Here is a 27,000-nt window from a genome sequence, read left to right on the forward strand (position 1 = left end):
CGGGGATCTTATCACCTCACCTGAATTCTTACGGTTCGATTAAATTTTCGATCCCTTGAATAACGGTTGCAGATTCAATTTTGTCACCAGCTTTGAGAGTATCTAAAATCTCTCTACCTTCTGTCAAATAACCAAAAACTGTATAACGGCCATCTAAAAGATTGCGTCCAGCAGGAGTAAGTTCTGGTTCAAACAGAAAGAAGAAAAATTGAGAAGAAGCACCATCTACATCACCTTCAGGACGTGCCATTGCTAAAGCACCAAAGGAAGAAAAAGGCAATACTGGCATATCAAGATAACGCCCAGCATCTTCGAGAGTAATACCATAAGTTGGTTCTTTCTCCCCTTGTACCAAAATTTCTAAAGGAATAGCCCGATATTTACCTGTTTTGGGATCAATAAAACCGACTTCTTTACCTTCTGGATCTCCGGTTTGCAACACATAAGATTCTTCAGAACGGGTAAATTCTAAACCATTATAAAAACCCCGTTGCACTAAATCAACAAAGTTTCCGGCAGTCACAGGGGCGCTATAACCATCTACTACTACAGTTAAATCCCCTTTATTTGTTTTAAAGGCAATAGTAGCCCGACCTTTGAGTTGAGGTAAATTACTGTACTTAGCAGGGACTTCAAAGGGAAATTCTTTCACCATTGACTCTTCTAGCAAGCTGACGAGTTTGAGTAATTTAGCTCTGCCTTCCAGAATAGGGTCTTTTTGTTTGTTTTTGACTACTTCTTGCAGTTCTGCTATGCCAGATTTTAACTCAGTTATCCAAGCTTCCGCTTGGGGTTGGCGTTCTTGGGGAACGCTTGTTAAGATTTGGGAGGGTTTATCAAGAATCCGTGATGCTTGGCTGAGGTCTCTGGAAACTGCACCCCAACGCTTATTAGCACGCAGTTGGTTAGAAATATCTTCTAAACTAGCTTGCAGTTTGCGTACTGGTTTGTTATCGATTGGGAGTGCATACCGTAACAAAGCTTTACCATCTGTAATGGCATTACCAGCAGGTAGGGCAGCGTGACTTGAGGAAGTCCAAGCAACTGTGCTTATGCCTACAATGATTGTTACCAGCAGTATGATCTTGAGGCTGTATTTCAGCCAGGATTTTATGAAGTTAAACATGGAATTTCTCAAATGCAGCATCAAATTTTTGACTGGAAGTAACCCATCATTAATCTTCCCATATTGCGGATTGGTGATGGGTAATTGGTAATTGGTAATTGGTAATTGGTAATTGGTGATGGGTGATGGGTGATGGGTAATTGGTAATTGGTAATTGGTAATTGGTAATTGGTAATTGGTAATTGGTAATTGGTAATTGGTAATTCTTCCCCCGCTTCCCTATTCCGTGTTCCGTGTTCCGTGTTCCGTGTTCCGTGTTCCGTGTTCCGTGTTCCCAATCCCCAATCCCCAATCCCCAATCCCCAATCCCCAATCCCCAATCCCCAATCCCCAATCCCCAATCCCCAATCCCCAATCCCCAATCCCCAATCCCCAATCCCCTGTCACCTGTTCCCTAATTACAGGTACAATAAATGCCGACTCTCTTCCCAAATTTGAAAGTTTCATGATTTCTAGTAACGACTTTCGACCCGGTGTTTCTATTGTCCTAGACGGGTCTGTATGGCGAGTAATTGAGTTTCTCCACGTTAAACCAGGTAAAGGTTCTGCCTTTGTGAGAACTAAACTGAAAAATGTCCAGAGTGGTAGCGTGGTAGAAAAAACCTTCCGGGCTGGGGAAACTGTACCCCAAGCTACTTTGGAAAAACTGACAATGCAGCATACCTATAAAGAGGGTGAAGAATTTGTCTTTATGGATATGGAAACTTATGAAGAAGGTAGGTTAACTACTGCACAAATTGGCGATCGCGTAAAATATCTGAAAGAAGGTATGGAAGTCAACGTTATTCGTTGGGGCGAACAAGTGCTAGAAGTGGAACTACCTAATTCTGTGGTTTTGGAAATTGTGCAAACTGACCCTGGTGTTAAAGGTGATACTGCCACAGGTGGGACAAAACCAGCGATTGTAGAAACTGGTGCAACTGTGATGGTTCCCCTATTTATTTCTCAAGGTGAACGGATCAAGATAGATACTAGAGAAGATAAATATTTAGGCAGGGAATAAGCCGCATTTTTGTGGATATCCAAGATCAATTTCCAGCCCTTGTCATCCAGCCAGGTAGGAGAAATGAACAATCTCCCGTAATACCCAGAAATAAATAACATTTCTCGGTATTACCTCCTGAATGGGAAAAATGAACAACATTTAGCCCTGCTCAAGTTTATTGATCAATCTCAGTTATCTGGTATCCATGATCAAATACTTATTCAGTGCCACACTTAAAATTTTGATTTTACGGTTAGGTCGAGGTAAAAAATACTGTGCCATTAGACTTTAATGAAATCCGCCAACTATTAGCAACTATTGCACAAACGGACATTACCGAAGTATCGCTCAAAAGCGATGATTTTGAGCTAACAGTGCGTAAAGGTGTCAACAATTCTGTACTGTCGGTAGGTCAAGCAACGCTAGGCGGTATGGTTAGTGGGGGTTTGACATCGGTTTCACCAACGGGCAACCAGACAGCACCTACGCAACTACCGGAAACAGCAACAAGCCGTGATAATTCTGCGGCTACGGTACAATCACCTTTAGGCGTGAATGCTTCTTCAGCTAGATTGGTAGAAGTGCAGTCACCGATGGTAGGAACATTTTATCGCGCATCTGCACCAGGTGAAGCGCCATTTGTAGAAGTGGGCGATCGCGTTAAGGTTGGTCAATCAGTCTGCATTATCGAAGCCATGAAACTGATGAACGAAATTGAAGCCGAAGTCTCTGGACAGGTGATGGAAATTCTTGTTCAAAATGGCGAACCTGTAGAATATGGTCAACCTTTGATGCGAATTAATCCCGATTAAGTATTAATATCTATACGATCAAATGAGTCTTTGTGAAAACTCGGAAATACTTACGGTGATAAATAAAAATTAGTCATTAGTCATTAGTCATTAGTCATTAGTCCTTTGTTGAATAGCTAATGACCAATGACAGCTGACTAAAGAGGATAATTTTTGTTAAAGCTAGTCCGAGTTAAAGGTTGTTCTATTTCCACTCCTTCACCACCTAAAACTTCCAAAGGCTTGCCGTTAACTTCAATGTACACCTTAGCGTTAGGATTTAAAGTTGTAGCAGTGTAGACAACCTGACCGACACGACCAACCATTGAGCTACTACCACCACCACTAGTAAAATCTGCTGATAGATTCACATGAACTTCATTATTTTCCACTTTCATTCCTAGCAGCTTAGTTCCTTGGGGAATAGTTGTGGAATCTGTCCCTTCAGTTGGACCTGCTAACAAGGTTTGAAAGGCGGCTTCTAAAGCTTGGTTAGGCTGTGCAGCAGCAATTTTTATAGGCTGAGGAACTAACTCAAAGCTTTTTTCCGTTGGTTTGAGCCAATATATGTTAGCAGTTTGTTCATTTCCTGGTTGAGTAGTTAATGGCTGTTGTGGCTGTCTAATGCTTTGGGAAGGGTTTCCTGGTGTGGGAATTTCAGGAGTTTGGGAAGTCAACCAAGCTACCCCACCACTTACCGCCACAACCGCAGCTGAGACAGCCGCTATTACACCTGAAGAAACGTTACGGTTAGTTCTTTGTTGGTCATTCATATATAAAACCTACTTGACAAAGGGCTGAAATAGTTTTGACGAGAGGAGCAGCCTGGTTAAAGACGATACAGATGCTGGGGGAGTTTCTTAAAATCTAGAGATGCCTTAATATGTGAAAGTTCTGCTAAATTCGTATTTTGCCTGTTTTAGCAATATCTAAATCATGCACCCATAGTAACTTTATCTCATCTTTAATTTTAGGCTGACTGTTCTAGCCCGTCACCTGAACTTTGATGTAAATATAATCAATTCTTGAAATACGCATACTAAGCGGGTGTATGGAAAGATATTTAATACCCCTGCTTCCTCATCTTGGGTGAAATTCAATATCCCTGTTCCCTAAAACTAAAAAACTTTGTACCTCACTCACGAGCATGGGAACTGCTATATAACTATTTTACACGGAAATTGTGTAATTAGTTACAGTCAATTTCGACTTTCCAGGTGGTCGGTGCAATGGAATTTGCTAGGATTGCAAAAATTAGCTAATTTTGGTTTTTCTAGCCTCTAGCAAGCTGTGAGGACAATAAAAAAGCCATCAGATAATTTTACTCATTTATTAGTCGTTGGTTGTGAATTTTCAAGTAAAAGCTATTTATTAGGTGAGAATCTACAGATTTTGAGAAAACTTGACATCCTTAAATTTTTTCAGCATTCATATTGCATATTGCCAAAAAACGTTATAAATTGTTAAGTTATAGGGGAATAATTTAATTAGCAGTTTCAAACAGTCAATCCTAGTCAAGTAAATATACTGTCAGGGGTTTAAACTTCATAGAAGCCTGAAACAGCATTAGGGATATATTTTTATTTGGTAAAGCATGATCCTTTATTTTATCGTGGGATAATGCAGAATCTAACAATATATCATGATATCTTGTTGTAATTGTTCTCATGCCAATTTTTATTGATTGATCTAAATAACTAGATGACGTGGATTCACGGCAAGATAATTTATAAAAAGCAAATTAACTATCAATTAATTTGCTAATATTCGGCAATTGCAACTGTTCTTGTGTGAAGATTGTTATTGATGATTGATATTTGCTATTTTCCTAATCATCTTTTTGATGATAAAAGCAAATACTAATCTAATGATAACTAAAGGCGCATCTACCACCAATTTACTATCTAAATGGAGTTATTCTGGCGATGCAACTAAATGAATTAAACACAAGTGAAAATATAGAAAAAGAGGCATGGCAAGCCTTAGAGAATTCAATTCTCTACTATAAAGACCGTCCTGTTGGTACTTTAGCTGCTTATGATCCATCGGTAGAAGCTCTGAATTATGATCAGTGTTTCATTAGAGATTTTGTTTCTTCGGCATTAATTTTTCTGATTAAAGGGAGAACAGATATTGTTAGAAATTTCCTAGAAGAAACATTAAAGTTACAGCCTAAAGAAAGAGCATTAGACGCATATAAACCCGGTAGAGGTTTAATTCCAGCCAGCTTCAAAGTTGTATCTATCAATGGAGAAGAACATTTAGAAGCAGATTTTGGAGAACACGCGATCGCTAGAGTCACACCAGTTGATTCTTGTTTGTGGTGGCTAATTTTATTACGTGCTTATGTCGTAGCTACAAATGATTATTCTCTAGCTTATCAACCTGAATTCCAAACAGGAATTAGGTTAATTATGGAAATCTGTTTGGCTAATCGCTTTGATATGTATCCAACGCTGTTAGTTCCAGATGGTGCTTGCATGATTGACCGACGCATGGGTATATATGGTCATCCGTTAGAAATTCAAGTTCTATTTTTTGCCGCATTACGTGTAGCGCGTGAGCTACTAATTTGTAAAGGTAATCAAGATATTGTGGAAGCAATTGATAACCGTTTACCTTTGTTATGTGGGCATATCCGTAAACATTATTGGATCGATATTTCTCGCTTGAATGCAATTTATCGTTTTAAAAGTGAAGAATATGGTAAAGCAGCTGTGAATCTATTTAACATTTATGTAGATTCTCTGCCTTATTATGAATTAGATAAATGGCTACCTAGAAAAGGTGGTTATTTAGCAGGTAATGTAGGACCATCTCAATTAGATACTCGTTTCTTTTCCCTCGGCAACTTAATGGCTATTATTGCCGATCTTTCTACAGAAGAACAATCCCAAGGGATTATGACTTTGATTGAAGAAAGATGGGATGATTTAGTGGGAGATATGCCCATGAAAATCTGTTTTCCAGCTTTAGAAAATGAAGAATACAGAGTTGTGACAGGATGCGATCCTAAAAACATACCCTGGTCTTATCATAATGCTGGAAGTTGGCCAGTTTTAATGTGGATGTTAGCCGCAGCTGCAATGAAAACCAATAAAACTGCTATGGCCAGAAAAGCGATGGAAATTGCCAAAGCGCGTCTAAGTGAAGATGAATGGCCAGAATATTACGACGGTAAAAAAGGTAGACTAATTGGTAAACAAGCGCGGAAATATCAAACCTGGACAATTGCCGGATATTTATTAGCGCAGGAACTCATAGATAATCCTGATTATTTACCATTAATCAGTTTTGGTAAATTACCTCCAGAAACTATTTCTAGAGCTTGTGAGTTTGAGGTGGGCAGTTTAGATCCTTATATGTCTTTATGATAGATGTAGGAATTTTCAATTACATCAACAAAATATCTGTTGACTGTGGTTGAACTTCTACTAATCGGAAAAACTGCCCAAGGTAAACAATATTTTTTAGCTCCTATAAGACAATATGGGGCTTTTTTTATTTTATTTATAAATAGCTTTCAGTGACACGTTAAAAAGGATATCATGATAAAAGAATAGGAAAAAACCAAAAGCAACAAATTTTTTCTCCATCAAGCAGAATATTCCTGACTAAACAAACTCATAAAAAGGGCGCGGTTACTCTATGAAAAAAGCAGAAATATCAACATTAGAATTTCTAGAGAACCAGGCTTGGAAACTCCTAGAACAGTCAATTACTTATTATCAAGGTCATCCTGTAGGAACAATGGCTGTTTGCGATCGCACAAAACCTGTCTTAAATTTTGATCATTGCTTTATTCGTGATTTTGTGCCATCGGCTTTACTTTTTTTGATCAAAGGTAGATATGATATTGTTCGTAACTTTCTAGAAGAAACGTTAAAATTACAACCGAAAAAAAATCAATTTGATGCTTATACACCCCGTAAGGGTTTAATCCCAGCCAGCTTTCAAGTTGTATTAATAGATGGAAAAGAATGTTTAGAAGCAGATTTTGGTGAACAAGCTATAGCCAGAGTTACACCAGTCGATTCTTGTTTATGGTGGATTATTATTTTACACGCTTATGTGAAAGCAACAAAAGATGTAAAATTTGCCATGCAGCCGCAATTTCAGCAAGGCATTATGTTAATAATGGAACTTTGTTTAGCGACTCGGTTTGATATGAACCCAACGCTATTAGTTCCCGATGGTGCTTGTATGATTTACCGTCGTCTGGGTATTTATGGCTATCCTTTAGAAATTCAATCTTTATTTTATGCCGCTTTACGTGCAGCACGCAAATTGTTAATTTGTGCTGGTGATGAAGAAGTTGTTACAGCTATTGATAATCGTTTACCTTTATTAAGAGATCATATTCGTCATCATTATTGGATAGATATGAAAAGGCTCAATGTTATCTATCGGTTTAAAAGTGAAGAATATGGACACACAGCAGTCAATCAATTTAATATCTATGCAGATTCAATTCCCTATAATCATTTATCTGTGTGGTTGCCAAAACATGGGGGTTATCTAGCCGGAAATATTGGACCTTCTCAATTAGATACTCGGTTCTTTTCTTTGGGAAATTTAATGGCTATTATTTGTTCTTTAACTAATGAACGTCAATCTCAAGCGATTATGAATTTGATTGAAGAACAATGGGATGACTTAGTAGGAGAAATGCCCATGAAAATCTGTTTCCCGGCTTTAGAAAAAGAGGAATATAAAATTTTTACAGGTTGTGATCCTAAAAATGCACCTTGGTCATATCATAATGGTGGGAATTGGCCAGTTTTGTTATGGTTTTTAACTGCTGCTGCTCAAAAAACAGGGAGAACTGATCTTAGTGAACGTGCTATTGAAATTGCTCAAGCACGTCTGAGTCAAGATGAATGGCCAGAATATTATGATAGTACGAGTGGTTCATTAATTGGTAAGGAAGCGAGGAGATATCAAACTTGGACAATTACAGGTTTTTTATTAGCAAAAGAATTAATGCGAAATCCTGAATATTTAGAGTTAATTAGTTTTGGGGAATTTGATATTGAAAAGGATGAACGATTTTGTGATTTATAATTGTTAATACATAAATTTTTTACCAGTTTTTTTTCATGACTAACCCCCGTCAACTTGCATTTACCGCACTCAAAGAAGTACACAAAGGAGCTTATGCTGATGTCGCTCTTGATCGTGTATTACAAAAGTTTAAATTACCCGACAATGACCGTCGGTTAATGACAGAATTAGTCTATGGCTGTGTCAGAAGACAAAGCACTTTAGACGCTATTATTGACCAACTCGCTACCAAAAAATCACAACAACAACCACCAGACTTGCGGACAATTTTACATCTCGGTTTATATCAACTCCGTTATCAAGAAAAAATCCCTGATTCTGCTGCTGTCAATACCACAGTTGAACTAGCAAAAGCAAATGGTATTTCTGGTTTAACAGGGTTTGTTAATGGGTTTTTACGTCAATATCTCCGACTTTTAGAAACATCATCAGAACCTTTACAATTACCAGAAAATCCTGTAGAAAGATTAGGAATTTTACATAGTTTTCCTGATTGGATAATTGGAGTTTGGTTATCACAATTGGGTTTTGAAGAAACAGAAAAACTCTGTCAATGGATGAATCAAACCCCGACTATTGATTTAAGAGTAAATATTCTTAAAAGTGACATAGAAAAAGTAGAATCAATTTTTAAAGATGCTGGTATTTTAGTGAGCAAAATTCCCCATTTACCCCAAGCTTTAAGATTAATTAGTAGTACGGGAGGTATTCAAAATTTACCTGGTTTTAAAGATGGTTGGTGGTGTGTGCAAGATAGTAGCGCCCAGTTAGTTGGTCATTTGCTTGACCCCCAACCCGGTGAGGTGGTAATTGATGTCTGTGCAGCACCTGGGGGAAAAACCACCCATATTGCAGAGTTAATGGGGGATAATGGCAAAATTTACGCTTGTGATAAAACTGCTTCTCGTTTACGCAAACTTACTGAAAATTCTAAACGTCTGAATTTACAATCTATCGAAGTCTGCACGGGGGATAGCCGCAATTTTACCCAATTTCACAACATTGCTGACCGTGTATTATTAGATGCTCCCTGTTCTGGTTTAGGAACTATGCACCGTCACGCTGATGCGCGTTGGCGACAAACTCCGGCTTCTGTTAAAGAACTTTCCCAACTGCAAAAAGAGCTATTATCACATACAGCAGATTTTGTCAAGCCTGGAGGTGTTTTAGTTTACGCAACTTGTACGCTACATCCAGCGGAAAATGAGGAAGTAATTGCGGAATTTTTAGCAACCCATCCCCATTGGCAAATTGAACACCCCAGCTTTGATTTTCTAGATATTTCTACCCCAGGGTGGTTGAAGGTATGGCCTCACCAACAGAATATGGATGGTTTTTTCATGGTGCGCTTAAGAAAAACTAAGGATTCCGAGTGAATACTGCTAACGATTGTACCATTTGATGAAAGACCGAATCTACTGGAGGAGGCAGCAATGGTTAATCATTCTCAAGTTAAAAACCTAGTTAAAATCCTGATTGGAGCCGCTTGGATTGATGGTAGAATCCAGCCAGAAGAAAGACAATATCTGCGGGAAATAGCTCAAGCGAAAGGTTTGGCTAGTGATCCAGAGATTAAGCCTTGGCTGTATGAATTAGTACCAGTCAAACCAAGTCAATGTTATGAATGGGTGAGGGAGTATTTAGGCGATCGCCCAAGCTTAGAAGAGTGCGAAAATCTCATTGAAGCTATCAGTGGATTGATTTACAGCGACGGTGAAGTTGCTATTGAAGAAGCTAAACTTCTGACCACATTGCAGGAGTTAAGTAAATCCCATGATTCAACTCAACCAGTTTATACCCCACTGCTAAAACAAATTCAAAAGCTTTACCGCCGTTGGGTGGATGTTCAAAATTAGGGACTGGTGACTGGGGAGATGGGGAGATGGGGAGATGGGGAGATGGGGAGATGGGGAGAAAGATTCACCTCCTGACTCCTGACTCCTGACTCCTTGAACTCCTATGATTCTTTATCAACTTTAGGGACAAAATCAGGACGATCTTTGCTTTCCCAACCTGCGGGACGTTTTGAGTTGTACCAAGCAATTGAACCGATGGTGACAGCCGCAATAAAACCAACTACATACACTAAAGTAAAAGCTAGTGGAAAATGGGGACCGGCTGCTACTGGTGCTGCTGTTTCAAGTAATAAATTCATGAGTATATTATCCTACCGTCTGTAACACTTCTTAACACAGTATAAAACGAGATGATCATCTACATCTGCCACCAGTGGGAAATATTACTCTCCAGAGGAGGAAGATGAAGAACCGGGTTTGAGTCTTTCCCGCCAAGAAGGTTGTGCTGAGGAAGATCCAGAGGAATTATTTTTTACAGCAGGTGCAGAATTTTTTTGCCGTCTTGAACGAGATGATCCCGAAGTAGAATTATTACCTGACTGCTGAGAATTATAGCGCCTTCCTCTTCTGGAACTGGTATCTTCCTCTTGTTTTCGGTAACGCCTTCTACGTCTTGGGGTGTAATCTGATTGCTGTTCTACTTCAGTGTTATTGCGTCTGCGTCTGCGTCTGCTGGATGAATTATTGTTATCCTGATCTGAGCTTTCATCACTATTAGAAACTGAGCGATTGAGAATTTTTTTCGGTTTGATGGGTTGGGCTTTAATTGTCCCTTTGCGATTTTCTAATTTAGGTCGTTCAGGAAACTTTTCTACTGGCATTCCCTCTACCGCTTTTTTCATAAATTCATGCCAGGTATAAGCGGCGCTAGTGCTACTACCATAAGTAGGACGGTTATTATCATTACCTAGCCAAACCCCTGTTACTACCTGGGGAATATAGCCAATAAACCACAAATCACGGGCTTCGTCGGATGTACCAGTTTTCCCGGCTACTTGTCTATCATTTAATTGGGCAGCAGCACCAGTCCCATTTCTGACTACGTTCCTAAGCATCCAGGTCATAATGGCGGCGCTATCAGCATCTAAAGCTCGTTTAGATTGAAAATTGGCTGACCAGATGATATTACCCTGACGGTTGAGGACGCGACGAATCCCATGCACCTCTGTATGTAAACCTTGGGTAGCAAAAGAACCATAAGCACTGGTTAATTCCAGTAGATTTACTTCATTAGAGCCAAGAGCTAAAGAGTAGGTAGGCTTGAGTTCTGATTTAATTCCCATATCCTGAGCCAGTTTAATGGTTGGCTCATATCCCACATCTATTAATAGCTTGACGGCAATTGTGTTAATAGAACGGGTGAGGGCATCTCTTAAGTTCATCGAGCCATAGAATTTTTCACTGTAGTTTTTTGGTTCATAACCATCTACTACTAATGGTGCATCTAGATAGCCATCGTAGGGACTTTTGCCTGTAGCGATCGCCGCAGCATAGACAAACCCTTTAAATGTCGATCCTGGTTGTCGCTGTGCCTGAGTCACACGGTTAAACTGGTTTTTACCAAAGTCTTTACCCCCTACCATTGCCTGAATTTCACCATTGCGGGGATCGATAGCTACTAAAGCTGCTTCTTTAAAATTTGCCCAACTACCTTGAGTTTTAAGAGTTTTAGTAACTGCTGCTTCTGCTGCATTTTGCCAAGTCGGGTTTAAGGTAGTTTCTACTACTAATCCTCCTGCTGCTAACACATCAGGCTTCACATATTTTGGTAATTCTTGCTGAACGTAGGTAGTAAAATAAGGGGAATCAACTTGAAACCGTCTGGGTAAATTGCTGTTGACGGTGAGGGGTTCTTTAATTGCAGCTTGCTGTTGTTCTGGTGTAATTACTCTATCTTCCAGCATCCTTTGTAACACCAGATTTCGCCTTTCTATGGCTGATTGAGGATTTTTATCTGGGGCGTAAACGTTGGGAGCAGGGGCTAATCCGGCAATGGTGGCCATTTCTGACAAGGTAAGTTGATCCACCGATTTACTAAAATATATCCAAGCCGCATCTCCCACACCGTAAGCGCCAGAACCTAAATAGACCAGATTCAGGTAACGCTCTAAAATATCGTCTTTGCTAAGTTCTTGCTCAATTTTCTGAGCCAGCCGGATTTCTTTGAGTTTCCGCCAAATTGTTTTTTCTTGAGTGAGGAAGAGAATTCTTGCTACTTGTTGAGTGATGGTACTGCCACCTTCAACCACATTTTGCGATCGCAAATTATTCACAAATGCCCTGAGTATCCCCTGACTATCGACACCATTGTGTTGCCCAAATCGGCGATCTTCAGCAGCAATGAAAGCTTTCTTTAAATTATCTGGGATTTTCTCTAGCTTTAGCTGTTCCCTAGTCACTTCGCCTTGTTGTTGGAGAACAGTACCATCACTAGCTTTGATAGTTAGTGTCTGCTCTCGCATCACCGCATTGAGTTCCGATTTATCTGGCAAAGAACTATCTACTACCCCAATACCATAATTAAAGGCAATGATTCCGCCACCTAAACCTAAACCTGTCCAAAACCAAAACCGACGATAAAAAGGTTTATCAGTCCTACCAATTCTGGCAACCATCCCAGATGATACAGTCGTCACCTGGTTCAGTAACTGTCTTGCCTTCACCAGCATTGTCGGTGGTAAGTTGTCATCTGTTGACTCCTCATTTTTATGATGATTCTCAAGTGGCAAGAGCAGTTTCTCCTTGTCAGAGCTACTTAAATTTATTGATTGATCGCTAAAGGCGAGGGTTTTTGTGCTAATCGCACTAATTCATAATATCTTATAAAGAATCAATCAAATCAGACTGCAAAATCTAATTACTTTCCAAACAGTTAGTCAACTTAGCTTCTGAACATGATTAAATAATTTTTGGGACATTTAAAACAATTGGAAAAGTCTGTAACTGATGAAGCAAAACTGATCCCCCAGCCTCTAGAGCGAGCATTAGTCCAAGCAAGTATGTCTAAAAAATTGGCAAGAAGCGCCATTGCTCTTGGCAGTAATATGGGTGATCCCCACAAAATCTTAGCAGCATCTCTGGAAACTTTAACCCAAACACCGGGCATTATTCTGGAAGCAAAATCCAGTTACTATAGAACCAAGGCTATTGGTCCACCCCAGCCAGATTATTTGAATGCTTGTGCCATCTTGCAAGTAGAAATGCCACCGCAAACCTTGTTAGCAACATTGTTGACAATTGAACAGAATTTTGGGCGTGTGCGTCGAGAATATTGGGGACCGCGAACTCTGGATTTAGACTTGTTGTTATACGATGATTTAATCTTAAATGAGCCAAATCTCCAGATCCCCCATCCTGGGATGTACCAACGAGCTTTTGTATTAGTCCCATTGGCAGAAATTGCTCCAGATTGGAGAGAACCTTTATCTGGACAAACAATTGAGAATCTGTTGCAAAATGTAGACCGTTCTGATGTACACTTAGTTAGTGATTAATCAACAACTTTCATAATTACCAATCACTCAACGCAAAAAAGCCCTGATTTCATCACACCATCCCGTATATATTCTGTGTATCTACAGACAATAGAATTTAACTATGCCACTAGGTAGAGAATTACCACAGCTACTCAAGCAACGTTTATTTCATAAAGGACGCAAGTTTGACTTTGAAGTTAATCGCTTGCGTTTACCCAATAAATCTGAAGGAGAATGGGAGTGTATTCGTCATCCTGGTGGCGCTCTGGCTATTCCTGTCACCTCTGAGGGTAAACTTATCCTTGTGCGTCAGTATCGCTTTGCAGTTCAAGGCAGATTGTTAGAATTTCCAGCAGGAACTATAGAACCTAATGAAGAACCCTTGGAAACAGTAAAAAGGGAAATTGAAGAAGAAACTGGCTACCGCGCTCATAAGTGGGATAAAATAGGCGAGTTTTTCTTAGCTCCTGGTTATTCCGATGAAATTATCTATGCTTTCTTGGCTAGAGATTTGGAAAAGCTGGAAACACCCCCACAGCAAGAAGATGATGAAGATATGGAAACAGTATTTTTGACTCCTGAAGAATTAGAAACAGCTATTCATGAAGGACAACCTGTAGATGCTAAAACTATAGCCAGCTTTTTCATGGCTCGTTCGTTTTTGATGTAATTTCCTGCTTGATTCTCGAAGTGTCGGCACAAAATAATCCACAGGCTAACCATTCATTATTGAAGGTTAGTATCTCCTATTTAACGGAAACGGGTAGAAACATAATCACGATGGCGATAATCAAAAGAATGATTGATGATTTTTTTGGTGGGAGCAAATTCTAGAAGTTGCCCAATGTGATTTTCATTGTAGTGAAATAAAGCTGTAAAATCTGATAATTTAGAAACTTGCTGGATGTTGTGAGAAACAAAGACAATTGTTAATTCCGAACGTAAACATTCGATCAGTTCTTCAATTTTGGCAATAGCAATGGGATCAATTCCTACACCCAATTCATCCATGAGGATAATTTGCGGTTTGACTGCTAAAGCACGGGCAATACACAAACGTTGTTGTTGTCCACAAGATAATTCTAGAGCAGATTTATGTAGTTTATTTTTGAATTCTTCCCAGAGATCGGCGGCTTTAAGTGCTAACTCAACAATTTCATCTAATTCTACTTTGGGATGCCATCCGATTAGTTTTACTCCATAAGCAACATTGTCATAAATGCTCATGGGGAAAAGATTTGGTTTGGCATAAATTGTAGTAATTTGACGACGTAGCCGATTTAAATTAACACGACGACCATAAATATTTTGTCCAAAAAATTCTACTATCCCTTCAATGTTTACTTCTCCTTCTAATTCACTCATGCGATTGAGAGATTTCAGAAAAGTAGATTTTCCGCAACCGCTAGGTCCCATAATGGCGATGATTTTATTTTGAGGAATATCCATTGACACATCTTCAATGATTTTTTGATGGTCGTAATAAAAGCTAAAATTTTTGACTCTGATGGCAGGAATTATTTTACTCATGCTGACAAAACGGATATAACAACTATTATTTGAGAAACATAGTAAAAATAAACATCAAAAATAAAAAGTTAGTGCTAACATTTGATTATGCTACTACATTGATTGAGTGACTGGTGTGTAAGATAGATAAACAGCAATTATTTGCTTATTAGGTGTTTGCAGCAGTTTATAAGTGTAAGTAGATGTATCTTGTATTTTTTAGAGAATTTCAATCACTAATTTCTACCATATTACTGTGTATGGTGACATAAAAATTAACACATTCAAAAATCAAGAAAATAAAGATTTTATGTTAAGACGCTTAAGTTTTGTAGTTACTACTATTATGTGCTGGCATCTGTGCAGTTTTGTCACACTAGCAGAAGGTAAAAAGCCTGAAGAAATGGATAAGTTTCCTCCTGGTCCATTGGAGATGACCACACCTGATCCTCTGGTCAGAGATACAGTGAAAAAACAGCCGTTAACTGCTGAAGAACTGCAAAAACTAGAAATCGCATTAAATGAGTTAAATCAAGAAGCTACAACTAAATTACAAGCGGGTGATCAGGAAACAGCTTTTGCTATTTGGAACCGAGAATTACGACTGCGGCGCTTTTTAGGTTCATTAGCTGAACTTGAAGCATTATCACGGGTGGGTGCGATAGCGCAGCGCTCCGCAGGAATCGCTTGGCAGGAAAATGAACGCCAGCAGGTAAAATATATTACTGACAGATTGCAAGTAATTGAAAAACAGATGTTGACTCAAAAAAGCACTGATTTAGAATTATGGCGATCGCTTGCTGAAGCTTATCAAAATGTGCGTATTCCTAAACTGGCTGTAGGAGCTTATCAGCAGATTTTAACATTAGTGAAAAAGCAAAATAATAATACTGCTGAATTAGAAACTCTCAAGAAAATTGGGGAATTATCTCTAAGTTGGTTTGATTATTCCCAAGCAGCTACAACTTACCAAGAATTGTTAAATTTAGCGATAAAACAAAATGATCAGCCAAATGAAATTGTGTATTTGCAACAACTAGCTTATATTTATGAACAGGGAAAACAGCCCCAACAAGCAATAAATGTCTTGAATAAGTTAGCAGCAATTTACACTAGAGAGAATAATTTGACTCAACTTCCGGCTTTAAAAATAGCCATAGCGGAAAATTATCAATCTGTAGCCAGAGAAAATCCCAATTTATTGCAAGAAGCATTTAATAATTATCAAGAAGCTTATGTAACAGCTTGGAAATTAGAACAATATGTCAGTGCTAGTGAAGCTTTGCAGAAATTAATTAAGCTGTACCGTTCCCAAAACCAAATTGATGAAGCTTTGCAAGCTAGTCAGATTTTATTAGAAACTGAAAAACTAACTACTAATTTTTATGGTTTGATGCAAGCTTATGATCAAATTGGGCAATTGTATTTAGAAAAAAAAGAAGATCCACAAGCATTAATAGCTTTTCAAAAAGGATTAGAACTAGCCCAACAACTCAAACATCAAGAAACATACTTTACTCAGAAAATTGAAACCTTATCAAAAGGTAACTTGTAATTAATGACCAATAATTCCTGACATTGCAGGTAGATGGGTTAAAAATTTCAATAGGGTTTTCACATCTTTTCAATGATAGGACAAATTGTTTCTGATTGGTTTTTGGTTTGGGATTCAGGTATATTTTCCCATCCTTGAAGTAGTCGTGATAAATCTTGTTTTAAAATTAGTAGTTGTTGAATTTGTTCATCAATTTCTGTTAACTTGTCTTGCAGTTTTATTTTGATATGTTCACAAGGTAATTCACCTTCATCATGAACATTCAAAAATTCTTTGATTTCCGATAAAGTTAACCCTAAATTTTGAGCGCGTTTAATAAATTTCAATCTCATGAAAACATCTGTTGCAAATATTCTATATCCTCCTTCTGTTCTTCCCGATACTTTAAGTAAACCTAATTCTTCATAGTAGCGAATGGTTTTTATTGGTACACCGCTTTCCTTTGCAACTGCACCAATGAGTTTTAGACTGTCTTGAGTTAACATCATCTGACTTACCACTCTAGTTAAACTTCTAGGACTTACGTAAGTGTCACACCAAAAATCTGGTGTAGGGTGCGTCAGATATCAAAAATACATTTATTTGCAGGATTTATGCAGTCTGACGCACCCTACCAATATGTCAGTTGCGTAAGTCCTGACTTCTACTTAATCATAAACTCTCCAGTTGGCTAGAAAGTTAAGAATTAAAAGTTAAATTTTATTAAACTTCTATTTTTTATAATTTGGGTTTCCTGATTAAAAACCACCATAATTCCATACCAATTAATGCTAATCCTCCTAATGATACAGCCGTTTTAATTGATAATGGTTGTTCGATAGTTTGAAATTTTGCTGTTTGTTTTTTCTCTGTTGCATGATGAGGATTAGCTATGGCTGTAGTAGTCGCTAAACTCAACATTAATCCATAGGTAGCAAGATTGCTAATAATTATCTTTTTGTTTAACATTTTTGACCTCCTTTAAATAATTGCTTTGGGTTGAAAATTACGCAGTCGCAAAGCATTTGTTACCACAGAAACCGAACTAAAAGCCATTGCTGCACCAGCGATAATTGGGTTTAATAACCAACCAAACATAGGAAAGAGAATACCAGCCGCAATAGGAATACCCACAGCGTTATAAATGAAGGCGAAAAATAGGTTTTGTTGAATGTTTCTAATGGTAGCGCGACTGAGTTGAATGGCGGTAATAATCCCTTGTAAATCACCAGAAATAAGTGTAATATCACTAGCAGCGATCGCAATATCTGTTCCTGTCCCAATTGCAATACCTACATCTGCTTGCGCTAACGCTGGTGCATCATTAATTCCATCTCCAACCATCGCTACAATTTTTCTTTCTGTTTGTAATCTTTGAATTGTGGCTGCTTTTTGGTCAGGACGCACTTCAGCAAATACTCTATCAATGCCAACTTCACGGGCAATTGTATTAGCAGTACGACTATTATCACCTGTTAACATTACCACTTCTAAACCCATTTTTTGTAAAGCTTTAACAGTTTGTGGGGAAGTGGGTTTAATAGCATCAGCAATACCCATTAATCCTTGAATTTTACCATCAATAGCCATCAAAATTACTGTTTTTCCCAAATACTCTAAACGCTGTTTAGATGCTTGCAATTCTTGGATATTAATTTCTAATTCTGCCATCCATTTTTCTGTACCAATTTGTACAAGATGATTATCAACTAAACCCTGAACTCCACTTCCGGTAATTGCTGCAAAATCTCTAACATCTATCAAATCAATTTCTTGATTTTGAGCATATTTAACTACAGCTTCTGCTAAAGGATGTTCTGAATTTCTTTCCAAAGAACCAGCTAGTTTTAGTAATTTTATTTCATTACTTGCGGCTGTCCCATTAACAGTGATAAAATCTGTAACCGTGGGTTTTCCTTGGGTAATAGTGCCAGTTTTATCTAACACTATAGTTTGGATTTTATGGGCTAATTCTAGACTTTCTGCACCTTTAATTAAAATCCCATTTTCTGCACCTTTTCCTGTTCCTACCATTACAGATGTAGGTGTTGCTAAACCCAAAGCACAAGGACAAGCAATAATTAAAACTCCCACTGTGGTAATTAGTGATAGGGTAAAGTTGCCTGTAAAGTTAAACCAAATAATAAAAGTCAGCAGAGAAATTGCTATGACCGCAGGTACAAACCAACCTGTTACTTGGTCTGCTAATCTTTGAATAGGGGCTTTAGAACCTTGTGCTTGTTGTACTAATTGAACGATTTGCGCTAATACCGTATCTGCACCCACTCTGGTAGCTTTAAATTGAAAACTGCCGGTTTGATTAATTGTTACTCCAATGACTTCATCTCCTGGATATTTTTTCACGGGTACACTTTCCCCGGTAATCATAGCTTCATCAATTGTTGATGTTCCTGAAATTATTTCACCATCGACGGGGATTTTTTCCCCAGGACGAACTAAGATTACATCACCAATTTGCACTTCTTCTAATGGGACATCAATTTCTTGACCATTGCGAATTAATCGGGCTGTTTTCGCCTGTAAACCTACTAATTTACGAATAGCATCGGAAGTTTGTCCTTTAGCGCGATTTTCAAATAGTTTACCTAATAAAATTAAGGTAATGACTATAGCAGCAGTTTCATAATAGACATCTGGTGTTAATCCTTGATTGATGAAAAAATTGGGTAATAATGTAGCAAAGACTGAATAAAAATAAGCCGCACTTGTTCCCAATGCAATCAAAGTATCCATTGTGGCTGCATGACGTTTAAAAGCTTTCCAACCATTGATATAGAAGGAATAACCACACCAAAATTGCACAGGAGTAGTTAAGATTAATTGCGTCCAAGAATTATGTAACCATGCGGGAATAAATGGTAAATTTAATCCGGTCATCATTGGTAATGAACCGATTAATAATAAACTACTAATGATTCCTCCCACTGTCAGTTTTTGCGTTAATTGGCGTAATTCTTGCTGACGATATCTTTTTTCTTTGTCATCTTCTCCTAGTAGAATTTGCTGTTTTTGCAGTGGGTAAGCTGAATAACCTGCTGCTTCTACGGCGTTTTGAATTGTTGGTAAATCTGTAATTTGGGGGTTATATGTAACTATGGCTTGTTCTGCACCAAAGTTAACAATACATTTACTGATACCTGGTAGAGAATTAATAGCATCTTGAATACTGTTAGCGCAAGATGCACAACTCATCCCGCGTAGTTTGAGGGTGGTGGTTTCCATAACTGGATTTGAGGATAATTAACAACTGATATCATCTTCCATCCTCCAGTTAACTGGAGAGTCAAGGGGTAAGGGGAAAAATTTTTGATTGATTGATTTATTGATGTCTGCTTGACTCTTAAAACGAGTTTTTCTTGTTCCCATACTCTGTATGGGAATGAATGATCAAGGCTCTGCCTTGAATAACAATTAAATTAGAGTCAGAGACTCAAAGATTGCATTCCCAGTCGGAGACTGGGAACGAGATAACAAGGTATTACTCCTGACTTCTGACTCCTGACTCCTGACTCCTCTTATAACTATCCACCGCCACACGCAAATTACCCTGATGCGCTGCTAAAAGTTCCTCACCTGCGGTTTTATCTAAATCTGTCCAGTGCATTAATAAAGCTAGTTTCACCCATTTACCACTGCGTTCTAATAAAAAACCTGCGGCTTCTCGACTTAAACCGGTTAAATCTTGTAAAATTCTCAAAGCGCGATCGCGTAATTTTTGATTTGTAACCGCAACATCCACCATTCTATTACCGTAAACTTTCCCCAATTTCACCATCACGCTGGTAGAAAGGATATTTAAAGCCAGTTTAGTAGCAGTACCCGCTTTCAAACGAGTTGAACCGGCTAAAATTTCTGGACCTGTTAACAAACGAATATCAATATCAGCATCAAAATCTACTTGTTCAGCAGGAACACAGGCAATAAAAACAGTTAAAGCTCCCCGTTGACGAGCAGCATTTAAAGCACCGTGAACATAAGGAGTAGTTCCCCCAGCGGTGATACCGACGACTACATCGAGTTGGGTAATGTGACGTTGGGCGATCGCACTTTCTCCATCTTCTGCCAAATCTTCCAAACCCTCAGAACTGCGTAACAGCGCCCCCGCACCACCCGCAATAATGCCCTGTACCAACTCTGGGGGTGTGCAGAAAGTAGGAGGACATTCAGCCGCATCTAATACCCCTAATCTGCCACTTGTTCCCGCACCGATGTAAAATAACCGTCCACCTTGATGTAAACGTTCCGCCGTGCGTTCAATAGCTGCTGCCAACTCAACCTTAGCCCCAGCCACCGCAGCTACAGCTTTTTGGTCTTCGTCATTAAATAATTCCACCAACTCCAAAGCATTGAGTTGGTCTAAATTCAGACTATTAGGATTTACCTGTTCTGTGAGAAGATGCCCGCGTTCCTGCAAGTTTGTCATGTTTGTTAGTTGTCAGTTGTCAGTTGTTATTCTTCCCTGTTCCCTGACTAACTACAATAACCCTTCTAATCGGCGACGGAGACTGTCTAGATCAGAATCAGAAATTTCCGTTTCTGTCTCCCTTGGTGGACTGGGACGGTAGGAATCATTATTATCCTGGGTTTTAGCGTCTGCTTGCCAATCAGTTTCGTCTACATTCAATTCTGGAGGCGTAATGACCAAATTACTATTTTCTGGAACAACTTCCCAGTCAAAGCCCGCACCTTCACAAAATTCCTTGATATCGTCAGCATTCATCATCTCCACTGTCGGAGTTGGGAAATCTTGAGCTTCTAACATTAAACCAAAGCGTGTGGCATCATCTTCCGACTCGAACATCATGATTTTATTACGATTACCAACCCGAATCGAGTGAATCCCTTCATTGTCAGTGCCAGCATTAAAAATTAGTACAAAAACACGCATCATTCATCCTTTGAGTTCACTTCTATATTATTTATATTTAATCAGGGAACTGGGGACTGGTGACTGGGGACTGGTGACTGGGTTGAATTTAACTTTTGCCTTCTGCCTTTTGCCTCTTTGCTTTTCCCACTGGTAACTGATAACTGTATCCTAGAAGTGGCATAGTTCAAAATTGTGCTAATTATAAATAGCAGTTTGCCAATTATATCCGGCAATTTCAAGAGTGAAAACCTATGTCTAACTCTTCCAATCAAGATTCTCGCACCCTAACCACAAGCCCTAAACGCATCTGGTTGATGATATTGAGTCGTGGTGGCATGACTTTAGGAGCATTGTTGCTGCTCTTAATCATCGGTGGTATTTGGCGGTTACGGGATTTTATCCAAACAGAGTTAGCACCCTTAGCACAAAAAAATCTTACCAATACCCTTAACCGTCCAGTCGAACTCGGACAAGTCAAAGAATTTTCTCTAACAGGGGTCAGGTTTGCTGCTTCAGCTATTCCCGCAACGCCTACGGATACAGATCGAGTAACTATAGAAGCTGTAAATGTAAGCTTTGATCCGTGGCAGTTAGTTATTAATCGCCAACTCAAATTAGATGTCACTCTCATTAACCCAGATATTTATGTTGAACAGGATCAACAAGACCGCTGGATTACTACTACTTTAGCCCCACCAGGAAAACCAGGACTAATTAGAACTGATTTAGATAAACTGCGCTTTCGTAATGCCAGGTTAGTGTTAATAGGAAATCAGAGAACCGGGGTAGAAGGGGAAGCAGACAAAGCAGGGGAACAGAGAAGAAATATTAATTTCTCAGTCCCCAGTCCCCAGTCCCCAGTCCCTGTGGTATTTTCTGGATTATATGGAACTGCCCAACTGTTAGAAAATAACAAACTGATTAAGTTTGACGTAGCAGGAAAACCAGAGAATGGTGGTAATATTTTCCTTGAGGGAAAGATCCGCGCTCAGTCAACTTTAGAAGGTAATTTAAGGGTAAAAACGCAAGATTTACTGGCCGCAGATGTTACTCGTTTGATTAAATTACCACTAAATTTACAAGCAGGTCGGGTAAATGGTGATTTACAAATTCAATTGACACCAAAAAAACCGACTTTATTAGATGGCTCTGCTGCTTTACAAGGGGTAACGCTGCAAATACCAAAAGTACCTCAACTATTAAGCAATACTCAGGGAAATATCAAGTTTCAAGGATTGGCAATAGAGTTAGATAATCTAGTTAGCAACTATGGCAAAATTCCCTTAGTGGCAACAGGTATAATTGACCGAGAAAATGGCTTTAAATTAGCAGGAAGAGTCAATGCGGTAAGTGTTTCCAATGCCCTAGAAACTCTCAAGGTTAAGTCACCTTTTCCTGTAAGTGGGGTGGTGAAAGCAGATTTACAGATGTTAGGAAATATTGAAGAACCTATACTTTCAGGAACTGTTACTAATATCAAAACTGCCAAAATTGATCAAGTTGATTTTCAGAAAGTTAGTAGTAAATTTGAGCTTTCCACTCGTGATGATCTGCTTACTTTTAAAGATATTCAAGGAAAAACCACATTAGGGGGTGAAGTTACCGGATCGGGAAAAATTGAACTAGCTAAAGTACCACAAATCAATGTTAATTTAACTGCTCGGAATGTGCCAGGGGATGCGATCGCTAAACTTTATAATGATCAGATTAACTCGACATTAAAAATCGGTACTGTCTCAGCTACAGCTAACATCAGCGGTGCAGCGAATAATGTTCAAACTCTAGTGAAATGGCAAGCTCCACAAGCCACCTATGCTGCTACTGGTGAAACAATTATCAACCCAGATCGGACAGTTGACTTTCGTAATGTCGCTCTCAATATTGCTGGTAATGTGGTGCGGGTTTATGGTAGTTATAATCCTCAAAGTTGGCAAGCCGTCGCTCAAGCTTCTGGTGTGAAATTAACACCTTTTATTAAAGAAGAACTACTAGAAAATATCTCTTTACAAGACGCAGCATTTAACGGGAAATTACTCATATCAGGAACTTCGGAAAAATTTCAAGTTACTAATATTCGTCCTGAAGATGCAAATATTAATATTGCTGGGGGGAAAATTGCTATTTCTCGGCTTCAGTTAGAAGATAAAAACTTTGTTGCGGATTTAATAGCTAAAGATGTCCGGTTGGGGAAAATCTTAAAACAATCTCCCCCAATTTTAAATAATCCCATTGCAGGTAAATTTACTATTGCAGGTAATACTGAAAACTTCAATATTAAAACTTTAGGTGGCATTGGTGAAGGTAGTTTAAAAGTTGATAATGGCACAATTACAGCTAAAAATATTCAAATTAGTAATGGTCGTTATCAAGCGCAAGTTGCAGTTAACAATGTACCTGTGCAGAAATTAACAACACTTCCACCTCAATTACAAGGTCTATTAGTTGGTCAATTTAATGTTGCCGGTGCTGTTGAATCTTTTCAAGCGCAAACTATCCAAGCAACTGGTCAAGCGAAGTTAAATATCGCAGGGGGAACAGTTACAGCGTCTAATATTCAAGTTGCTGATGGTCGTTACCAAGCTGTAGTTAATAGTTCATCTGTGCAGTTAAATCGTTTAAATAAACAATTACAAGGTCAATTTGCAGGTCAATTACAAGTGGCAGGTCTTTTAAGTTCTGCGAAATTAGCTGATGTGCGTGCTGCGGGTCAGGTACAATTTAGTAAAGGTATTCCGGGAATTAATTCTCCCTTAAATGCAGTATTATCTTGGAATGGACAACAGCTAACTATTCCCCAAGCGAGAACCCCAAATATTAACGCCAGTGGTTATATTTTAGCTAATGCTCAACAACCAGGTATACCCAAAATTACGCAATTAAATCTGAATGTTCAAGCGCAAAATTATGACCTGAAACAATTACCTTTTAAATTACCTAATGCTGTAAATGTGGCAGGAAAAGCAGATTTTAAAGGAAAAATCACAGGGAAAATCACAGCCCCAAATGTTGTTGGTGCGTTGGGTTTACGAAATTTACAAGTTCAGAAATTTGCCTTTGAACCATTATTAACTGGTAACATTAATTTAGTCCAAGGACGGGGTTTAAATTTAGATGTAGCAGGTAAACGAGATAGAATAGCTGCTAAATTTAATGCTAATAATCAACCTAGCGCCTTTTTGGTACAGTGGCAACAAGCATTAGCAACAGGTGCAGCTAAAGGCGATAATTGGACGGTGAAAGTTAATAATTTTCCCTTACAAGCTTTGAATTTTACCTTACCGAATAATCCAATTTTAGGTCAAGGTGGATTAGCGGGTTTGTTAACTGGAGATTTGCAAATCAATCAAAAGACATTAGCCACTAGGGGAAATATTGCGATCGCACAACCAAAACTTGCTAGAATTAGAGGCGATCGCTTCACCACTCAATTAAATTATAGTAATAATACAGCCACCCTCACAAATAGCGAATTTATCGCCAAACAAAGCCGTTACCTCTTTGATGCTGCTGTTAAACAAACTACCAAAGGTCCCCAACTCCAAGCCAAAATTAACATCGACAAAGGCAACATTCAAGACTTGCTTACCGTCGCACAGATATTTGAAATCCAAGATTTACAAAGAGGTTTAAAACCACCAAGCTACGGCACATCTACGGATTTAATCACCAATTCACGAGGCTTACCAAATCAACCTTTATTAACTCAAATTCAGCGTCTAGCAGAAATTGATGCCCTGATAGCAGCAGCAGAACAAAAACGATTAGATGCTCAACCAATCCCCGATTTAAAAGATTTAAAAGGCATTTTCAATGGAGAAATTGCCATCAATACCGCCACAAAAAACGGACTAGCAGTGCAGTTTAGCCTCCAAGGACAAAACTTTACTTGGGGTAGAGAAACAGAACCTAATCGTTTTTATCGGGCTGAAAAAGTCATTGCTGAAGGTAATTTTGAAAAAGGAATTTTACGGTTACAACCTTTACGCATCGAAGCTAAAGACAGACTTATAGCCTTCACTGGTAATATCGGTGGAGAAGAACAATCAGGAAAATTAATAGTCAATAGATTCCCCATCCAACTATTAAATAACTTCGTCAGACTCCCAGTGGGAATTACAGGTAATCTTAACGTTGATGCAGCTTTAGCTGGTAGTATTAGCAATCCTAAAGCTAGAGGACAATTAGACATCACAGAAGGAACTCTCAATCAAAAACCAATCGAATCAGCTACCGCAGGTTTCAGTTATGCCGATGGCCGCTTAAAGTTTGGTAGTCAGGTTGTAGCTGTTGGACCTGAACCGGTAAAAATTACTGGTGATATTCCTTATAAATTACCTTTTGCATCTGTAGAACCAGATAACAATCAAATTACTCTGGATGTCAAAGTCAAAAATGAAGGATTAGCATTATTAAACCTGTTCACTAATCAAATAGCCTTCGAGAACGGAGAAGGAGTAGTAGATTTAACTGTGAGAGGAACTAGACAACAACCATTAGTTAAAGGTATTGCCTCTCTGAATAATGCTACATTTGTAGCTCAAGCATTGCAAGGTAAACTAACCAATGTTTCGGGAACAGCAGAATTTGATTTTGATAAAGTATTAGTAGAAAACCTCCAAGGTCAGTTTAGCAACGGTAAAATCGAAGCTGCTGGAGAAATTCCCATTTTTAACAGTGAAAGCATAACAATAGATAATCCTCTTGCTGTTAACCTAGAACAATTAACATTAAATCTCAAAGGATTATATCAAGGTGGTGCTAGTGGTAATTTAGAAATTACTGGTTCTGTCCTACAACCTACAATTGGCGGTAATATAGAATTATCTAATGGTCAAGTTTTACTCACAGAATCTGATAACGCTACTTTATCTAAAAACCGTTCTGATTTATCAATTCTAGCAGCTAATAAACAAAACAAAACCAGTGATGTAGAAACTGGAATCACAAGATTAAATAACTTACTAATTAAGCTAGGAAAAAACGTGCAAATAGCGCGGCCACCTGTTTTCAACTTTCTAGCATCTGGTGATTTAACTGTCAGTGGTTCTTTAAGTGATCCTTTACCCATAGGAACTATCAGATTAACTAAAGGGGGTGTGAATTTATTTACTACTCAATTCAATTTAGCTCGTAACTATCAACATACTGCAACTTTTAGAACTTCGCAACCACGTGATCCTGAATTAGATATTAAACTCTTTGCTAAGGTATTAGATGGCATCCAAACTAGTGATTTGAGTAGACAAATTTCTACAGGTTTATCAGCATTAGAAAGTGTGCGTGTGGAAGCCATAGTTAAAGGTCCTGCTAGTCAACTAAATGAGAATTTAGAATTGAAAAGTAGTCCCACACGTTCACAAACAGAAATTGTGACTTTGTTAGGAGGTGGTTTTGTAGACACCCAAGGACGTGGTGATAGTACATTGGGTTTAATTAACATTGCCGGTTCGGCTGTTTTCAATAATTTTCAATCTGCATTTAACCAGATTGGTGATGTTTTTGGTTTAAGTGAACTGCGGATATTTCCTACTATTCTTTCTGATAAACCTGAAGCCGGTAAAAGTAGCTCTAGTTTAGAATTAGCATTAGAAGCCGGTGTTGATATTTCTAGCCGATTTTCTTTTTCTAGCATCAAAATTTTAACAGCTAGTGACCCCTTCCAATGGGGTATTAATTACAGAATTAATGATGAGTTTCGTGTCCGTGCTTCCACCAATTTAACTGATGATAGTCGTGCAGTTGTTGAATTTGAAAGACGGTTTTAACAC

General features: G+C 38.6%; 21 protein-coding genes. 10 read left to right on the forward strand and 11 right to left on the reverse strand.

Annotated elements, in window-relative coordinates; translation table 11 throughout:
* Positions 1 to 28: 28 nt before the first annotated feature.
* Both VB694_RS04985 and VB694_RS04990 read right to left on the reverse strand, forming a co-directional pair.
* Positions 29 to 1,126, reverse strand: coding sequence for a peptidylprolyl isomerase (locus tag VB694_RS04985; RefSeq protein ID WP_323359212.1), 1,098 nt, complete (start codon positions 1,124 to 1,126; stop codon positions 29 to 31).
* 20 nt (positions 1,127 to 1,146) lie between these two features.
* Positions 1,147 to 1,404: a hypothetical protein gene (locus VB694_RS04990; RefSeq protein ID WP_323359213.1), complete on the reverse strand. Its 258-nt coding sequence runs from the start codon at positions 1,402 to 1,404 to the stop codon at positions 1,147 to 1,149.
* Between the two features lie 167 nt (positions 1,405 to 1,571).
* On the opposite strand from VB694_RS04990, the gene efp reads away from it, so the two are divergent.
* Positions 1,572 to 2,129 carry an elongation factor P gene (gene efp, locus VB694_RS04995; RefSeq protein WP_323359214.1) on the forward strand — a complete coding sequence of 186 codons (558 nt, stop codon included), beginning with the start codon at positions 1,572 to 1,574 and terminating at the stop codon, positions 2,127 to 2,129.
* Positions 2,130 to 2,386: 257 nt separating this feature from the next.
* Positions 2,387 to 2,923 (forward strand): acetyl-CoA carboxylase biotin carboxyl carrier protein, encoded by a 537-nt coding sequence (gene accB / locus VB694_RS05000; RefSeq protein WP_323359215.1) that lies wholly within the window; start codon positions 2,387 to 2,389, stop codon positions 2,921 to 2,923.
* A 137-nt stretch (positions 2,924 to 3,060) separates the two neighbouring features.
* On the opposite strand, the gene VB694_RS05005 is transcribed toward accB, so the two are convergent.
* Entirely contained in the window at positions 3,061 to 3,675 is a 615-nt protein-coding gene (locus VB694_RS05005; protein WP_323359216.1) for a GerMN domain-containing protein, read from the reverse strand.
* Positions 3,676 to 4,827: 1,152 nt separating this feature from the next.
* On the opposite strand from VB694_RS05005, the gene VB694_RS05010 reads away from it, so the two are divergent.
* From VB694_RS05010 to VB694_RS05025, 4 genes are all read left to right on the forward strand, one after another.
* Positions 4,828 to 6,276, forward strand: coding sequence for a glycoside hydrolase 100 family protein (locus VB694_RS05010; RefSeq protein WP_323359217.1), 1,449 nt, complete (start codon positions 4,828 to 4,830; stop codon positions 6,274 to 6,276).
* A 274-nt stretch (positions 6,277 to 6,550) separates the two neighbouring features.
* Positions 6,551 to 7,966, forward strand: coding sequence for a glycoside hydrolase 100 family protein (locus VB694_RS05015; RefSeq protein ID WP_323359218.1), 1,416 nt, complete (start codon positions 6,551 to 6,553; stop codon positions 7,964 to 7,966).
* Between the two features lie 35 nt (positions 7,967 to 8,001).
* On the forward strand, positions 8,002 to 9,342 hold the full coding sequence (locus VB694_RS05020) for a 16S rRNA (cytosine(967)-C(5))-methyltransferase (protein WP_323359219.1): 1,341 nt from the start codon (positions 8,002 to 8,004) through the stop codon (positions 9,340 to 9,342).
* Positions 9,343 to 9,399: 57 nt separating this feature from the next.
* Positions 9,400 to 9,822, forward strand: a complete 423-nt coding sequence (locus VB694_RS05025; RefSeq protein WP_323359220.1) for a TerB family tellurite resistance protein — start codon at positions 9,400 to 9,402, stop codon at positions 9,820 to 9,822.
* A gap of 101 nt (positions 9,823 to 9,923) precedes the next feature.
* Here the strand turns inward: VB694_RS05025 and psb35 are convergent, their stop codons facing one another.
* Positions 9,924 to 10,121 carry a photosystem II assembly protein Psb35 gene (gene psb35 / locus VB694_RS05030; RefSeq protein ID WP_323359221.1) on the reverse strand — a complete coding sequence of 66 codons (198 nt, stop codon included), beginning with the start codon at positions 10,119 to 10,121 and terminating at the stop codon, positions 9,924 to 9,926.
* Positions 10,122 to 10,205: 84 nt separating this feature from the next.
* Positions 10,206 to 12,491: a penicillin-binding protein 1A gene (locus VB694_RS05035; protein WP_323359368.1), complete on the reverse strand. Its 2,286-nt coding sequence runs from the start codon at positions 12,489 to 12,491 to the stop codon at positions 10,206 to 10,208.
* Between the two features lie 330 nt (positions 12,492 to 12,821).
* Here VB694_RS05035 and folK point away from each other — a divergent pair, with 330 nt between their 5' ends.
* Together folK and VB694_RS05045 are read left to right on the forward strand one after the other, a co-directional pair.
* Complete coding sequence (gene folK, locus VB694_RS05040) at positions 12,822 to 13,316, forward strand: 2-amino-4-hydroxy-6-hydroxymethyldihydropteridine diphosphokinase (protein WP_323359369.1); 495 nt, start codon at positions 12,822 to 12,824, stop codon at positions 13,314 to 13,316.
* Positions 13,317 to 13,419: 103 nt separating this feature from the next.
* Positions 13,420 to 13,968 (forward strand): NUDIX hydrolase, encoded by a 549-nt coding sequence (locus VB694_RS05045; RefSeq protein WP_323359222.1) that lies wholly within the window; start codon positions 13,420 to 13,422, stop codon positions 13,966 to 13,968.
* An 80-nt stretch (positions 13,969 to 14,048) separates the two neighbouring features.
* On the opposite strand, the gene VB694_RS05050 is transcribed toward VB694_RS05045, so the two are convergent.
* Positions 14,049 to 14,828 (reverse strand): phosphate ABC transporter ATP-binding protein, encoded by a 780-nt coding sequence (locus tag VB694_RS05050; RefSeq protein ID WP_323359223.1) that lies wholly within the window; start codon positions 14,826 to 14,828, stop codon positions 14,049 to 14,051.
* 289 nt (positions 14,829 to 15,117) lie between these two features.
* Here VB694_RS05050 and VB694_RS05055 point away from each other — a divergent pair, with 289 nt between their 5' ends.
* On the forward strand, positions 15,118 to 16,362 hold the full coding sequence (locus VB694_RS05055) for a hypothetical protein (RefSeq protein WP_323359224.1): 1,245 nt from the start codon (positions 15,118 to 15,120) through the stop codon (positions 16,360 to 16,362).
* A 59-nt stretch (positions 16,363 to 16,421) separates the two neighbouring features.
* Here the strand turns inward: VB694_RS05055 and VB694_RS05060 are convergent, their stop codons facing one another.
* The 5 genes from VB694_RS05060 to VB694_RS05080 form a co-directional block, all read right to left on the reverse strand.
* The gene (locus tag VB694_RS05060) at positions 16,422 to 16,847 is read right to left on the reverse strand and encodes a heavy metal-responsive transcriptional regulator (protein WP_323359370.1); all 426 of its coding nucleotides are present in this window, start codon (positions 16,845 to 16,847) and stop codon (positions 16,422 to 16,424) included.
* A 232-nt stretch (positions 16,848 to 17,079) separates the two neighbouring features.
* Positions 17,080 to 17,310, reverse strand: a complete 231-nt coding sequence (locus VB694_RS05065) for a hypothetical protein (protein ID WP_323359225.1) — start codon at positions 17,308 to 17,310, stop codon at positions 17,080 to 17,082.
* A 12-nt stretch (positions 17,311 to 17,322) separates the two neighbouring features.
* Positions 17,323 to 19,584 (reverse strand): heavy metal translocating P-type ATPase, encoded by a 2,262-nt coding sequence (locus tag VB694_RS05070; RefSeq protein ID WP_323359226.1) that lies wholly within the window; start codon positions 19,582 to 19,584, stop codon positions 17,323 to 17,325.
* Positions 19,585 to 19,840: 256 nt separating this feature from the next.
* Positions 19,841 to 20,785 (reverse strand): N-acetylmuramic acid 6-phosphate etherase, encoded by a 945-nt coding sequence (murQ, locus tag VB694_RS05075; RefSeq protein WP_323359227.1) that lies wholly within the window; start codon positions 20,783 to 20,785, stop codon positions 19,841 to 19,843.
* Positions 20,786 to 20,836: 51 nt separating this feature from the next.
* Positions 20,837 to 21,250 carry a DUF3110 domain-containing protein gene (locus VB694_RS05080; protein ID WP_323359371.1) on the reverse strand — a complete coding sequence of 138 codons (414 nt, stop codon included), beginning with the start codon at positions 21,248 to 21,250 and terminating at the stop codon, positions 20,837 to 20,839.
* 233 nt (positions 21,251 to 21,483) lie between these two features.
* Between VB694_RS05080 and VB694_RS05085 the strand changes: the two genes are divergently transcribed.
* On the forward strand, positions 21,484 to 26,997 hold the full coding sequence (locus VB694_RS05085; RefSeq protein ID WP_323359228.1) for a translocation/assembly module TamB domain-containing protein: 5,514 nt from the start codon (positions 21,484 to 21,486) through the stop codon (positions 26,995 to 26,997).
* Positions 26,998 to 27,000: the final 3 nt, after the last annotated feature.

This window comes from Anabaena sp. UHCC 0451, assembly GCF_034931405.1.
In the GTDB taxonomy this organism is placed as follows: Bacteria; Cyanobacteriota; Cyanobacteriia; order Cyanobacteriales; family Nostocaceae; genus RDYJ01.

Bases quoted from the DNA above. Each gene is read 5' to 3' on its own strand.
- VB694_RS04985 (WP_323359212.1), bottom strand. From the start codon at position 1,126: ATGTTTAACTTCATAAAATCCTGGCTGAAATACAGCCTCAAGATCATA.
- efp (WP_323359214.1), top strand. From the start codon at position 1,572: ATGATTTCTAGTAACGACTTTCGACCCGGTGTTTCTATTGTCCTAGAC.
- VB694_RS05005 (WP_323359216.1), bottom strand. From the start codon at position 3,675: ATGAATGACCAACAAAGAACTAACCGTAACGTTTCTTCAGGTGTAATA.
- VB694_RS05010 (WP_323359217.1), top strand. From the start codon at position 4,828: ATGCAACTAAATGAATTAAACACAAGTGAAAATATAGAAAAAGAGGCA.
- VB694_RS05015 (WP_323359218.1), top strand. From the start codon at position 6,551: ATGAAAAAAGCAGAAATATCAACATTAGAATTTCTAGAGAACCAGGCT.
- VB694_RS05020 (WP_323359219.1), top strand. From the start codon at position 8,002: ATGACTAACCCCCGTCAACTTGCATTTACCGCACTCAAAGAAGTACAC.
- VB694_RS05025 (WP_323359220.1), top strand. From the start codon at position 9,400: ATGGTTAATCATTCTCAAGTTAAAAACCTAGTTAAAATCCTGATTGGA.
- psb35 (WP_323359221.1), bottom strand. From the start codon at position 10,121: ATGAATTTATTACTTGAAACAGCAGCACCAGTAGCAGCCGGTCCCCAT.
- VB694_RS05035 (WP_323359368.1), bottom strand. From the start codon at position 12,491: ATGCTGGTGAAGGCAAGACAGTTACTGAACCAGGTGACGACTGTATCA.
- folK (WP_323359369.1), top strand. From the start codon at position 12,822: ATGTCTAAAAAATTGGCAAGAAGCGCCATTGCTCTTGGCAGTAATATG.
- VB694_RS05045 (WP_323359222.1), top strand. From the start codon at position 13,420: ATGCCACTAGGTAGAGAATTACCACAGCTACTCAAGCAACGTTTATTT.
- VB694_RS05050 (WP_323359223.1), bottom strand. From the start codon at position 14,828: ATGAGTAAAATAATTCCTGCCATCAGAGTCAAAAATTTTAGCTTTTAT.
- VB694_RS05055 (WP_323359224.1), top strand. From the start codon at position 15,118: ATGTTAAGACGCTTAAGTTTTGTAGTTACTACTATTATGTGCTGGCAT.
- VB694_RS05060 (WP_323359370.1), bottom strand. From the start codon at position 16,847: ATGTTAACTCAAGACAGTCTAAAACTCATTGGTGCAGTTGCAAAGGAA.
- VB694_RS05065 (WP_323359225.1), bottom strand. From the start codon at position 17,310: ATGTTAAACAAAAAGATAATTATTAGCAATCTTGCTACCTATGGATTA.
- VB694_RS05070 (WP_323359226.1), bottom strand. From the start codon at position 19,584: ATGGAAACCACCACCCTCAAACTACGCGGGATGAGTTGTGCATCTTGC.
- murQ (WP_323359227.1), bottom strand. From the start codon at position 20,785: ATGACAAACTTGCAGGAACGCGGGCATCTTCTCACAGAACAGGTAAAT.
- VB694_RS05080 (WP_323359371.1), bottom strand. From the start codon at position 21,250: ATGCGTGTTTTTGTACTAATTTTTAATGCTGGCACTGACAATGAAGGG.
- VB694_RS05085 (WP_323359228.1), top strand. From the start codon at position 21,484: ATGTCTAACTCTTCCAATCAAGATTCTCGCACCCTAACCACAAGCCCT.